13 protein-coding genes are annotated in these 11,095 nt (G+C 72.6%); 10 read left to right on the forward strand and 3 right to left on the reverse strand.

The features are described 5' to 3' along the window. The first annotated feature begins 188 nt into the window (after positions 1-188). A complete protein-coding gene (locus tag ACGFWJ_RS30060) occupies positions 189-1,694 on the forward strand; it encodes an LCP family protein (protein ID WP_392955160.1) in 1,506 nt (501 codons plus the stop codon). Positions 1,695-1,701: 7 nt separating this feature from the next. Here ACGFWJ_RS30060 and ACGFWJ_RS30065 read toward each other — a convergent pair whose 3' ends face one another. Beyond that, positions 1,702-3,096 carry a serine/threonine-protein kinase gene (locus ACGFWJ_RS30065; protein WP_392955162.1) on the reverse strand — a complete coding sequence of 465 codons (1,395 nt, stop codon included), beginning with the start codon at positions 3,094-3,096 and terminating at the stop codon, positions 1,702-1,704. A gap of 213 nt (positions 3,097-3,309) precedes the next feature. Between ACGFWJ_RS30065 and ACGFWJ_RS30070 the strand changes: the two genes are divergently transcribed. Genes ACGFWJ_RS30070 through ACGFWJ_RS30085 form a run of 4 tightly spaced genes read left to right on the forward strand, consistent with a single transcriptional unit; the run spans position 3,310 to position 5,640 of the window. Then, entirely contained in the window at positions 3,310-3,900 is a 591-nt protein-coding gene (locus ACGFWJ_RS30070) for an RNA polymerase sigma factor (RefSeq protein ID WP_392955164.1), read from the forward strand. A 13-nt stretch (positions 3,901-3,913) separates the two neighbouring features. Then, a complete protein-coding gene (locus ACGFWJ_RS30075; protein ID WP_392955166.1) occupies positions 3,914-4,915 on the forward strand; it encodes a CU044_5270 family protein in 1,002 nt (333 codons plus the stop codon). Between the two features lie 51 nt (positions 4,916-4,966). Next, positions 4,967-5,239: a type II toxin-antitoxin system Phd/YefM family antitoxin gene (locus ACGFWJ_RS30080; RefSeq protein ID WP_392955168.1), complete on the forward strand. Its 273-nt coding sequence runs from the start codon at positions 4,967-4,969 to the stop codon at positions 5,237-5,239. Then, entirely contained in the window at positions 5,236-5,640 is a 405-nt protein-coding gene (locus tag ACGFWJ_RS30085; protein ID WP_387640506.1) for a type II toxin-antitoxin system VapC family toxin, read from the forward strand. Before ACGFWJ_RS30080 ends, ACGFWJ_RS30085 begins: the two co-directional genes overlap by 4 nt. 83 nt (positions 5,641-5,723) lie before the next feature. Here ACGFWJ_RS30085 and ACGFWJ_RS30090 read toward each other — a convergent pair whose 3' ends face one another. Both ACGFWJ_RS30090 and ACGFWJ_RS30095 read right to left on the reverse strand, forming a co-directional pair. Beyond that, on the reverse strand, positions 5,724-6,116 hold the full coding sequence (locus tag ACGFWJ_RS30090) for a DNA-binding protein (protein ID WP_392955171.1): 393 nt from the start codon (positions 6,114-6,116) through the stop codon (positions 5,724-5,726). Then, positions 6,116-6,370 (reverse strand): hypothetical protein, encoded by a 255-nt coding sequence (locus ACGFWJ_RS30095; RefSeq protein ID WP_392955173.1) that lies wholly within the window; start codon positions 6,368-6,370, stop codon positions 6,116-6,118. Before ACGFWJ_RS30095 ends, ACGFWJ_RS30090 begins: the two co-directional genes overlap by 1 nt. 156 nt (positions 6,371-6,526) lie before the next feature. Between ACGFWJ_RS30095 and ACGFWJ_RS30100 the strand changes: the two genes are divergently transcribed. The 5 genes from ACGFWJ_RS30100 (at position 6,527) to ACGFWJ_RS30120 (ending at position 11,088) form a co-directional block, all read left to right on the forward strand. Further along, positions 6,527-7,522 carry an ABC transporter ATP-binding protein gene (locus ACGFWJ_RS30100; protein WP_392955175.1) on the forward strand — a complete coding sequence of 332 codons (996 nt, stop codon included), beginning with the start codon at positions 6,527-6,529 and terminating at the stop codon, positions 7,520-7,522. Continuing rightward, positions 7,522-8,316 (forward strand): ABC transporter permease, encoded by a 795-nt coding sequence (locus ACGFWJ_RS30105; RefSeq protein WP_387640515.1) that lies wholly within the window; start codon positions 7,522-7,524, stop codon positions 8,314-8,316. The genes ACGFWJ_RS30100 and ACGFWJ_RS30105 overlap by 1 nt, the downstream gene beginning before the upstream one ends. Before the next feature lie 61 nt (positions 8,317-8,377). Further along, complete coding sequence (locus ACGFWJ_RS30110) at positions 8,378-9,328, forward strand: ACP S-malonyltransferase (RefSeq protein WP_392955177.1); 951 nt, start codon at positions 8,378-8,380, stop codon at positions 9,326-9,328. Further along, complete coding sequence (locus ACGFWJ_RS30115) at positions 9,315-10,859, forward strand: class I adenylate-forming enzyme family protein (protein ID WP_392955179.1); 1,545 nt, start codon at positions 9,315-9,317, stop codon at positions 10,857-10,859. Before ACGFWJ_RS30110 ends, ACGFWJ_RS30115 begins: the two co-directional genes overlap by 14 nt. Next, positions 10,840-11,088 carry an acyl carrier protein gene (locus tag ACGFWJ_RS30120; RefSeq protein ID WP_035864761.1) on the forward strand — a complete coding sequence of 83 codons (249 nt, stop codon included), beginning with the start codon at positions 10,840-10,842 and terminating at the stop codon, positions 11,086-11,088. The genes ACGFWJ_RS30115 and ACGFWJ_RS30120 overlap by 20 nt, the downstream gene beginning before the upstream one ends. Positions 11,089-11,095 lie beyond the last annotated feature (7 nt).

The raw sequence follows: 11,095 nt of genomic DNA on the forward strand, positions 1-11,095 counted from the left end.
CCGGGCGGCGGGGGTGCGATGTGGTAAGCGGACAGTCCGGAACCGTCGAGCCGGTGTCGGAGGGGGAAGAGGGACAGGTTCCCCGGCAACGGTCGAGGAACGGGGGACGGGCCGGGGGCCGGCGGGCGTCCAGGCAGGGGCGCGGGCGGCGCGGGCTGAAGATCGTCGCCTGGAGCGTCGCCGGGCTGGTGGTGCTGACCGTCGGCACGGGCGGCTACCTGTACATGCGCTACAACGGCAACATCAAGTCCGCGCCGCTGTACGCCGGTGAGAGCGGGGACGCCGGGCACGAGGTGCCGGACGAGTTCGGGCGGACCCCGATCAACGTGCTGGTGATCGGCTCCGACGGGCGCGACACCCAGGAGGACTGCGACATCGGCGGCAGCGAGTGCGGCCCCGGCGCCAACGCCGACGTCCAACTGCTGCTGCACGTCTCGGCGGACCGCTCCAACGCCACCGTGATGAGCATCCCGCGCGACCTGATGACCGACCTGCCGGTCTGCCAGGACGCCGGGCACCCGAACAAGTCCAAGGGCGGCCGCGGGCAGATCAACTCCGCGCTGGAGTACGGCCCCGGCTGCTCGGTGGCCGCGGTGCACAAGCTCACCGACATACCCATCGATCACTTCATCAAGGTCGACTTCGTCGGTGTGATCAAGATGTCGGACGCGGTGGGCGGCGTCCCGGTGTGCGTCAGCGACAACGTCTACGACCCGTACTCACACCTCAAGCTGACCAAGGGCAAGCACACCCTGAAGGGCATGGCGGCGCTCCAGTTCGTCCGCACCCGGCACGGGTTCGGGGACGGCGGCGACCTCGGGCGGGCGGCCGCCCAGCACGCCTTCCTCGGATCGATGATCCGTGAGCTGAAGAACGCCGGGACGCTCACCGACCCGGGCAAGGTGCTCTCGCTGGCCGATGCCGCGACCAAGGCGCTCACCGTCGACCCCGGCCTGGACGGGATCACCAAGCTGGCCGGTCTGGCCGACGACCTGAACAAGGTGCCGCCGAACCGGGTCACCTTCACCACCATGCAGACCGATACGGATCCCAAGAACGACGCCCGGCTGGTGGTCAACCCCGACGCGAAGAAGCTGTTCGCGTCGATCAAGAACGACCAGCCGCTGAGCGCCGACCCGAACGGCGCGAGCAGCGCGCCGCCCTCCTCGGCGCCGCCCGCCGAGGCCACCACCGCCCCGCCCGCGAACAGCACTCCGCGCAAGAACATCGCCGTGACGGTGCGGAACGGCAGCGGTGCCCAGCGCCGGGCCACCGAGATGGCCCAGGCGCTGCAATCGGCCGGGTTCTCGAAGGACACCGCGGCGGGCACGAACCTGCCCGCCGAGCAGAGCACCGTCCGCTACCCGGCCGGGAAGGAGGCCGAGGCCAAGCAGGTGGCTGCCGCGCTCGGCATGCCCGAGAGCGCCGTCCAGGCCGGCAGCGGCAGTTCGATCGAGCTGGTGATCGGCACCGACTGGAAGTCGGGCACCAGCTACCCCGGCGGCGGGCAGGGCGGCTCGACCGCCCCTGCGGACCCGGCCGCCGCGCTCAAGGGCGCCGAGGCCACCACCGCCGACAACGACAACACCTGCGCCCAGGTCAGCCACGACAACACCGTCAAGCTCAACGGCCACGGTATGACCCCGATCAGGGCGTTCGACCTCAGCCCGGACGTCCCGGTCTCCGCGCCCTGACGTCTCGTCAGTGCCGCTCCCGGTGGAGCAACCGGCCCGCCAGCAGCACCACCGGGGCGGCGAACGCCGCCACGTGCAGCAGCCACCAGCCGGGGCCGTGGCCGGCGTCCAGATGGGACGCGACCTCCGGCGGCAGGGCGTGCACGAGGCGTTCGAGGTGCGGGCCCGCATCCCACAGGTCGGCGACACCCAGGCGAACGGGCAGCACCAGCGTCAGCAGGAACCCGGCGGTCCGGACTGCGGCCGGAACCCGGGGTGAGTACCAGGCGGTGGCCAGAAGGGCGATCGCCGTCGGCAGCAGCCACAGCCAGGACAGCCCCACGGCGCTGCTGTCGGAGTTCAGGCTGAGCGCCTCGAACAGGGGGGTGTGCGCCAGCTTCACCAGGACGGCGCCGGACGGCGGCAGTTGACTGTCCGGGTGGAACGAGAACGCGTTCAGCAGCAGCGCCGCACCGAGTGCGGCGAGCACCAGCAGCGGCGGCAGCACCGAGGCCACCGAACGGCGGGCGGCCCGGGGCGCAGCGGGCGGCAGCGCGTTCGGGACGGTGGCGGCGGCGGTCGGCGCGGCGGCGGCCGCCGGCGGGTGCGCGCCCAAGTGCGGGGCGAGCATCGCCGCGGCGCGGGCGCCGGTCAGGCGGGCGGCCGGGTCCTTCGCCAGCAGCCCGTCGATCAGCGGCGCCAGCGGACCGGCCAGCACGCACGGCGCGGGCGGCTCGAACAGTACGGCGGTGAGGGTGCCCACCGGGGTGTCGCGGCGGAACGGCAGCCGCCCCTCGACGGCCTGGTAGAGCGTCGCGCCCAGCGAGAACAGGTCGCCGGCCGGGTCGGCGGGTCCGCCCTGGGCGCGCTCCGGCGCGATGTAGTCCACCGACCCGACGAACATGCCGGAGGCGGTCAGCGCGGTCTGCTCCTGCTGGACGGCGATCCCGAAGTCGGCGAGCAGCACCCGCCCGTCGCCCGCCAGCAGGATGTTGGCCGGTTTGACGTCCCGGTGGACGATCCCGGCGCGGTGCGCGGCGTCCAGCGCGGCCAGTACGGCGGACGCCACCCGGGCCGCCTCCGGGACGGGCAGCGGGCCGCCCTCCGCGATCCGCTCGTGCAGCGACCGTCCGACGATCAGCTGCATCACCGTCCACGGCGCGCCGCCGTCCAGCACCACGTCGTGCACCCCGACCACGTGCGGATGGTCGCGCAGCCGGGCCGCGTGGCGGGCCTCGCGCTGCGCCCGCTCCAGCAGCTCGGCGTGCTCGGCGGCCGTCCCGGTCGGGGGCAGCCGCACCTCCTTGACGGCGACGTCCACCCGCAGCGTCTCGTCGTGCGCCAGCCACACGCTGCCGAACCCGCCCGCGCCGAGCGCCCGCACCAGCCGGTACCGGCCGCCGACCAGCCGACCCTCCGTCATCCCGCCCCCGTTCCTCGCCGCTGCCCGGCAGTCTCGCAGAACTCCCGTCCCGGCCAAGGGTGTTCGGTGTCCGAAAAGTTTTCGCCGAAACCGCCGAACCTGACCCCGGCGAGATGGCAATAGAGGGTGGAAGCGCCGGAGGAGCCGGTGCGAAGGAGAACCCATGCGCAGCACCGAGCAGGTAATGGTGACCGGCCGGCGGGGGGCGGGCCGGTGACGGCGGTACTCGGCACGGACACGCCCCTGCGGGAAGGAGTCGACGACGACGCGGCGGTCATCGGGGCGTCGCTCGCCGAACCCGACCGGTTCGGCGAGATATACGACCGGCACGCCGTCGCGGTGCACCACTACCTGGCCCGGCGGATCGGGGCCTCGGTGGCCGACGACCTCACCTCCGAGACCTTCCTGTCGGCGTTCCGGATCCGCGGCCGCTACGACCGGGCCCGGTCCGACGCCAGGCCCTGGCTGTACGGAATCGCCACCAACCTGCTGCACCGCCACCAGCGCACCGAACGCTCCGGCTACCGCGCGCTGGCCCGCAGCGGCGTCGACCCGCTCGACACCGGCGACCACGCCGACACGGTCGCCGCCAGAGTGACGGCCGGCGCCCAGGCCCAGGAGATCGCCGGGGTACTGGCCCGGCTGACGGCGAAGGAACGCGACGTCCTGCTGCTGTTCGCCTGGGCCGAGCTGAGCTACCAGGAGATCGCCGAGGCCCTGCGGATCCCGGACGGCACGGTCCGCTCCCGGCTCAACCGCGCCCGCCGACGGCTGCACACCGCACTCGACCGACCCACCCACTGACAGAGGAGTTCTTGTGGACGAGATCACCGGGCTCGCCGAATTCCGAGCCGACACCGCACCGATGACCACTCACGCCCGCCTCCGCGGCCGTCGGCAGCTGGAGGACGCCATCGCCGGAACGCCCGCAGCACGACGGGGCCGACGGCTGACCACGCGCCGAGTGCTGGTCGCCGCGGCCCTGACGACGGCGCTCACCGCGGGCTTGGTCAGCACCCAGATCGCCGGACCGGGTGCGACCGAATCCAGCGCCCATGCGGTCTCGGTGCTGAACCTCGCGGCCGACGCGCTCGCCGCCGACAAGACCCCGGCACCGCGGCCGGACCAGTTCGTGTACCTGGATTCCATCCACACCACCAGCGACCCGAACGCCATCACCACCGTCCAGCGCTGGCTCTCCGTCGACGGATCGAAGCCCGGCCTGGTCCGGTCGTCCGGCGGGGTCATCGAAGCCGACCGCGTGAAACCCCCGTCCGGCGGGCTCACCGACGGCTCCGTCGGGGCACCCCCGTCCGGCGGGCTCCCCTACGACTCCGTCGTGGAACCCCAGCAGGCAAGCCCCAGCCTCTACGCGGACCCTCCCTACGACAAGCTGGCCAAACTGCCGACCGACCCCGACGCGTTGCTGGAGATCCTCTACGCGGACCCGTTCGTGCGCACGGTGACGGACGCCAAGAACATGACCCGCGAGGTCGCGGTCTGGACGATCCTGCGCTCTCTCATGAGGGGCCCCTGCCCCGCCCCGCAAAAGGCCGCGCTGTTCCGGGCCGCCGCGAAGATCCCGAACATCTCCTATCACGAGGAGGCCACCGACGCCCTCGGCCGGACCGGCGAGGCGGTGTCCCTGCTCGACCCCAAGGTGGGCATCGTCCAGCTCATCCTGGACCGGAAAACCCACGCTTTCCTCGGCGAACGCATCCTCGGCCGCCCCGGAGAGGGCCACGACGGCACGGTCGCGTTCAACAGCGCGGTGCGGAAGATGGCGTTGGTCGACGCGGTGGGGCAGCTGCCGTCCTGACCGGGCGCGGCGCCTGTGGCGCGCCGTATTGCAGTGCAATACGCTGGTGGAATGAAGACCATCACGCAGCGAGAACTCGCCGCCCGGTCCAAGGCCGTGCTGGACGATGTGGAAGCCGGCGAGACCTACCACATCACCCGGAACGGCACGGAGATCGCCGAGGTACGTCCGCTGGGGACGCGTCGCCGTTTCGTGCCGGTCGACGAGCTCCAGCACAAGTGGCGTGGTGCCTCGGTGATCGACGCGGAACGGATGCGTGCGGAAGCGGACGAGTTCTTCGGCGACGAGGACCGGGTCGGTGACGAGCCGCAGGGGCGGGAATGAGCGGCCGCCGACTGCGGGGGATGCTGGACACCTGCGTGGTGATCGACCTCCCCTCGATCGACCCTGGTTCGCTGCCGCTGGAGGCCGCCGTCTCCACCGTGGTGCTCGCTGAGCTCGCCCAAGGGGTGGCCGTAGCGGGCGATCCGGTCGAGATGATGGCCCGCGCGCAGCGGTTGGCGGATGCCGAGGCGGAGTTCGCGGCACTGCCGTTCGACCGGGAGGCGGCCCGCCGGTTCGGCACGCTGGTCGCGCTCACTGTCAAGGCGAACCGCAACCCGCGGCCGCGCCGGATGGACCTGATGATCGCGGCCACCGCCGCCGCCCACGGGCTGCCGCTCTACACCCGCAACGCGGACGACTTCCGGGGGCTGGAGACCGGAGTGGAGATCATCCCGGTCTGACGCCCCTGACCGGACGCGGTGTCACGGGCTCTCCGTGGCACCGCGTTCGGCGTGCCGGGCCGGCTGCCGTTTCGGGCGCAGGTTCAGAGCCCGACGACCAGGACGCGGGGGCCGCAGAGCAGGGTGAGGTCCTCCGGGTCCGAGGTGAGGACGGTGACCGGGCCGGGTGCCGAGCGCGCGATCACAGCGAATGCGGCGTCGATCGCGTACTTGTGGCCGTGCAGCCGGTGTTCGCGAAGCAGCGCCGCCGCCTGGCTGCCGATCTCGCGGGTGACGTCGTGGACGTCGATGCGGGAGAGGGCCCAGCGGATCCGGGCCGGATGGGCGCGGGCGTGGTCCGCCTCGATCACGGTCATCGCGGTGGTGCCGACCCGCACACCCTCCGCGGCGGCGGCTTGGAGGAAGGCGACGACCTGTCGGTCGTTCAGGTAGAGGCGGGACAGGCCCTCGCTGTCCAGGAGGAGGGTGCCGGGCATCAGGCGGCGGCGTCGCCGGTCGCAGCGGGCCGGTCGTGGCGCAGCAGCGCGCGGGCGGCGTCGATCTCCTCGGGGGTGAGTGGTTCGTTGTCCGCTTCGAAGTCGGCGACGATCTCGCGGAGCTTGTCCATCGCCACGCGGTGCTCCAGTGCCTCGGCGACGTAGGCCGAGAAGCCGCCCGGGCCTACCTGGCTGCGGATGCTCTCCGCAAGGTCCTCGGGCAGGCTGACCGAATACTTCTTGCTACCGCTCATGCTCCCGATCCTACTGGTGGTGGCAAGAGGCTGTGTGGAGTGCTGCGGGTCCCGGGATAGGGGTCCGATAGCCGGGTCGGTTCGGGGCGATAGGGGTGGCCGGGAGAGTAGTGCTCACAAGAGGCGAACCTCCGCCGAATCGTGAGGACTCGGATGATGATCGATTACCAGAACCGTACGGCGTCGAGGGGGACGGCGTCCCCCCTGGCGGCTGAACTGTCCAGTGTGGTCAAGCGGTTCACCAACGCCAAGGGCGAGGTGTTCACCGCCGTCAACGGGCTGGATCTGCGGATTCGGCGGGGCGAGGTGGTGGCGTTCCTCGGGCCGAACGGCGCGGGCAAGACCACTTCGATCGACATGCTGCTGGGGCTGACCCGGCCGGACGAGGGCGAGGTGCGGCTGTTGGGGGTGAGTCCCGAGCAGGCGGTGCGGGCGGGGCGGGTGGCGGCGGTGCTGCAGTCCGGCGGTCTGCTGCCGGACCTGACGGTCGAGGCGACCGTGCACATGCTGTCGTCGCTGCACCCGGGGGCCGACCCGGAGCGGTGCATGGCGCGGGCGAACATCACCGAGCTGCGGGCCCGCCGGGTGGCGGCCTGTTCGGGGGGTGAGCAGCAGCGGCTGCGTTTCGCGCTGGCGCTGCTGTCCAAGCCGGACTTCCTGGTGCTGGACGAGCCGACGGCCGGCATGGACGTGGTGGCCCGGCGGGACTTCTGGGCGGCTGTCCGGGAGGACGCGGCGCGCGGCATGACGGTCATGTTCGCCACCCACTACATGGAGGAGGCGGACCAGTTCGCCGACCGGGTGGTCATGATCAACAAGGGTGCGGTGGTGGCCGACGGCTCGGCCTCCTCGATCCGCGCCGCGACCAGCGGCCGCACCGTCTCGGCGGTGCTCAGCCCGTACGAGGCCGGCGTGGTGTCCCGGACGCCGGGCGTGCGTTCCAGTGCCGTCCGCGGCGAGCGCACCTACTTCACCTGCACCGACTCGGACGCGCTGCTGCGGGTTCTGGTCGGTGAGACGCAGGCGCGGGACATCGAGGTGGCGCCGCGCAGCCTGGAGGAGGCCTTCATGGCCATCACCGAGAACGCCGGCCGCGCCGACAGCGCCGCGAACGCGGACCGCGCCGCCAACGCCCAGAAGGAGAACGTCTGATGGCCGCCGTCACGGCGCCCGCCGCCGCCCGCACCTCGGTGTTCAACGGGGTCAACCCGACCTTCGTCCGCTACGAGCTGCGCCGCCGGTTCAACCGGCAGACCACGATCTTCACGGTGCTGCTGCCCGCGGTGCTGTACCTGGCCCTGTTCCGCACCGGCCCCTCCGGTGGCGCCACCCTGCCGCACGGCAACTTCGCCGCCTGGATGATGATCGGTCAGGCGGTGTACGGCGCGGCCACCGCCGCGGTCAGCTCGGCCGCCACCATCTCGGTGGAGAAGTCGGTCGGCTGGATGCGGACGATCGCGATGAGTCCGCTCACCCCGCCCGGCTATCTGCTGGTCAAGGTGCTCTGCTCGGTGCTGATGGCCGGTGTGCCGGTCGCCATCGTGGGAGTGCTGGGGGCGCTGACGGGGGCCGAGGCCGACGCCAACGTGTGGGTGGTCTCGCTGCTGGTGGCCTGGGTCGGGGCCGCGGTGTTCGCCGCGCTCGGCATCGGCATGGGCCTGGCGCTGAAGCCCGACGTGGTGATGCACATGCCGGGCCTGACCATGACCGCCCTGGCCTTCCTGGGCAACCTGTTCATCCCGCTCAGCGGCGTGATGCTGGAGATCTCCCGCTACACCCCGATGTACGGGGTGGCGACGCTGGCCCGGTACCCGCTGAACGACGGCTTCTCGTTCCACGGGGAGCACTCCAGCGTGGCCGGCGCGGTGTTCAACCTGCTGGCCTGGTTCGCCGGCTTCTCGTTCCTGGCGATCCGCCGCTTCCGCAAGTCCACCGGCCGCCCGTAGCGGTCCCCAACCGAAGCCCGAGGCGTGGGCGCAGGCCCCACTCGAAAGGAGGTTCGAACAAATGTTCGCATTCATTGCGCCGGGTCAGGGCTCCCAGACCCCGGGCATGCTGGCCGCCTGGCTGCGCGACCCGGCCACCGCCGAGCGGGTGCGGGCCTGGTCGGAGGCCGCCGACCTGGACCTGGTCCAGCTCGGCACCAAGGCCCCGGCCGCCGAGATCGCCCGCACCGAGAACACCCAGCCGCTGCTGGTCGCCGCCGGACTGCTCGCCCACCACGTACTGGCCGGCGCCGTCCGGCCGGACGGGGCGGTGGCGGCCGGCCACTCGGTCGGCGAACTCACCGCCGCGGTGTACGCCGGGGTGCTGGAGCCCGCCGACGCGGTGCGGCTGGCCGCGATCCGCGGCCGGGCGATGGCCGCGGCCTGCGCCGAGGCACCCACCTCGATGGCCGCCGTGATCGGCGGCGAGCAGGACGAAGTCCTCGCACGGACAGCGGAGTTGGGCCTGACTCCGGCGACCTTCAACGGACCCGGCCAGATCGTCGCGGCCGGTCTCGAAGAGGCGCTGGGACAGCTGGCCGCCGCCCCGCCCGCCGGGGCCACCGTCAAGCGGCTCAGCGTGGCCGGCGCCTTCCACACCCCGTTCATGGAGTCGGCCCGGCAGACCTTCGAGGCCGCCGCCGAGGCGGTGCCGTTCGCCGCGCCGACGCAGCTGCTGCTGTCGAACGCGGACGGCGCGGCCGTCGAGGACCCGGCGGAGATCCGCCGCCGGCTGGTCCAGCAGGTGGTCAGCCCGGTCCGCTGGGACCTCTGCCTGGACCGGCTGGGCGAACTGGCCCCGGAGGCGACGTTCTCGCTGCCGCCCGCCAAGACGCTCGCCAACCTGCTCAAGCGCCACCACCCGCAGCTGGAGGTGGTCTCCGTGAACACCGCCCGGGACGTCGCCCGGGCGCAGGAGCGGCTCACCGCCGCCGGGATCAGCGAGGGAGTGGCCGTCCATGCCGGTGTCTGACCTGCTCGACTACCCGCTCGCGGAGCGGGCCGACCACCCCGCCGTCACCGACGCCGACGGCACCCTGAACTACCGTCAGCTCGGCACCGCCGTGGACCGCGCGGTCGGCTGGCTGCGCGGCCAGGGCGTCGCCGCCGGCAACCGGGTGGTGTACACCGGCGGCAACGACCGCTCGTTCCTGGCCCTGTTCTGGGCCACCCTGCGGATCGGGGCGATCTTCGTCCCGGTCCACCCGGAGCTGACGGACCAGCAGATCGACCACATCGTGGCCGACTCCGAGGCCGCGCTGGCCATCTGCCGCCCGGCGGCCGGCGCCCGCGCCGCCCGCACCGTCGAGGTCGAGGAGGCCTGGCAGCAGGTCCTCGCCACCGCCGAGGACGGCTTCCGCGCCGACTTCGACGACGACCAGGTGGCGATGCTGATCTACACCTCCGGCACCACCGGCCGCCCGAAGGGCGTGGTCTGCCCGCACCGCCAGATGCTCGCCGCCCTCGACGCCGTCAACGCCTGCCTGGGCTACCGGCAGGACGACGTGGTGCTGTGCCGGCTGCCGCTCTCCTTCGACTACGGCCTCTACCAGGCCCTGCTGTCCGCGCTGGTCGGCGGCACCCTGGTGCTGGCCCGCCGCAGCGAGGACGTCGGACTGCTCCGGCTGATCGAGCGCACCGGCGTCACCGTCGTCCCGCTGGTGCCCTCGCTGGCCCAGATGCTCCACCTGCTGCAGAGCAAGCTGCACCGGCCCACCAAGGTGCGGCTGTTCACCAACACCGGCGCCCGCCCCGGCCGGGCCGTGATGGCGGACCTGCTGGAGGTCTTCCCCGGCTCCGAGTTCGCCTCGATGTACGGCATGACCGAGTGCAAGCGGATCTCCATCCTCGACCCGGCCGAGTACGCCGAGCACCCCGACTCGGTCGGCCCGCCGATCCCCGGCGACAAGGTCCGGATCGTCGCCGCCGACGGCAGCGTGCTCGGCCCCGGCGAGACCGGCGAGATCGTGGTCTGGGGACCGACCGTGATGGCCGGCTACTGGCGGATCCCGCTGGAAGCGCAGAACCGTTTCATCCGCCGCCCGGACGGCACGCTGGAGCTGCACACCGGCGACCGCGGCCGGCTCGACGAGGACGGACGGCTGTACTTCGTCGGCCGCGACGACGACGTCATCAAGCGCCGCGGCATGCGGATCGCCCTCACCGAGATCGAGGACGCCGCCGAACGCCTCCCCGGCGTCACCGCCGCCGTCGCGCTGCGCCCCGAGACCGAGGGCGGGCCGCTGCTGCTGGCCGTGCACGGCACCCTCCCGCCGGAGCAGGTCCGGGCCGCGCTGGTCGGCCGGCTCGACCCCAGCCGGATGCCCGACCGGGTCGTCGCGCTGGACACCGTCCCGCTGACCGCCAACGGCAAGCCGGACCGGGCCGCCGCCAAGCGCCTGGTCGACGCGGCTGCCGCCGAAGCGGCCGAGGCAGAGCAGTACCGAATCCACCAGTCCGTCACCGCATCCCCGAGGGGCAGCCATGAACCAGTCGCAGTTTGACCAGCTCGTCGAGCGGATCTGCTCCGTGCAGGTCACCGACTCCGAGACCCCGCTCGTCGACCTGGGCGTGGACTCGCTGCACACCATCGCCCTGGTGATGGCCGTCGAGGAGGAGTTCGGCATCGAGGTCGACCCCGACGCCCTCGCCGACCCGGCGCTGGCCTCCCCGGCCGGACTGTTCCGCTACGTGCAGGCCTGGGCCGCCGACGCCGCCCCGGCCCGAGTCTGAGGACCGA

The organism is Kitasatospora sp. NPDC048407, from assembly GCF_043200475.1.
In the GTDB taxonomy this organism is placed as follows: Bacteria; Actinomycetota; Actinomycetes; order Streptomycetales; family Streptomycetaceae; genus Kitasatospora.

Coding starts and splice junctions, on each gene's coding strand:
- ACGFWJ_RS30065 (WP_392955162.1), bottom strand. CDS start 3,096: ATGACGGAGGGTCGGCTGGTCGGCGGCCGGTACCGGCTGGTGCGGGCG.
- ACGFWJ_RS30080 (WP_392955168.1), top strand. CDS start 4,967: ATGAAGACCATCACGCAGCGAGAACTCGCCGCCCGGTCCAAGGCCGTG.
- ACGFWJ_RS30085 (WP_387640506.1), top strand. CDS start 5,236: ATGAGCGGCCGCCGACTGCGGGGGATGCTGGACACCTGCGTGGTGATC.
- ACGFWJ_RS30090 (WP_392955171.1), bottom strand. CDS start 6,116: ATGCCCGGCACCCTCCTCCTGGACAGCGAGGGCCTGTCCCGCCTCTAC.
- ACGFWJ_RS30095 (WP_392955173.1), bottom strand. CDS start 6,370: ATGAGCGGTAGCAAGAAGTATTCGGTCAGCCTGCCCGAGGACCTTGCG.
- ACGFWJ_RS30100 (WP_392955175.1), top strand. CDS start 6,527: ATGATCGATTACCAGAACCGTACGGCGTCGAGGGGGACGGCGTCCCCC.
- ACGFWJ_RS30105 (WP_387640515.1), top strand. CDS start 7,522: ATGGCCGCCGTCACGGCGCCCGCCGCCGCCCGCACCTCGGTGTTCAAC.
- ACGFWJ_RS30110 (WP_392955177.1), top strand. CDS start 8,378: ATGTTCGCATTCATTGCGCCGGGTCAGGGCTCCCAGACCCCGGGCATG.
- ACGFWJ_RS30115 (WP_392955179.1), top strand. CDS start 9,315: ATGCCGGTGTCTGACCTGCTCGACTACCCGCTCGCGGAGCGGGCCGAC.
- ACGFWJ_RS30120 (WP_035864761.1), top strand. CDS start 10,840: ATGAACCAGTCGCAGTTTGACCAGCTCGTCGAGCGGATCTGCTCCGTG.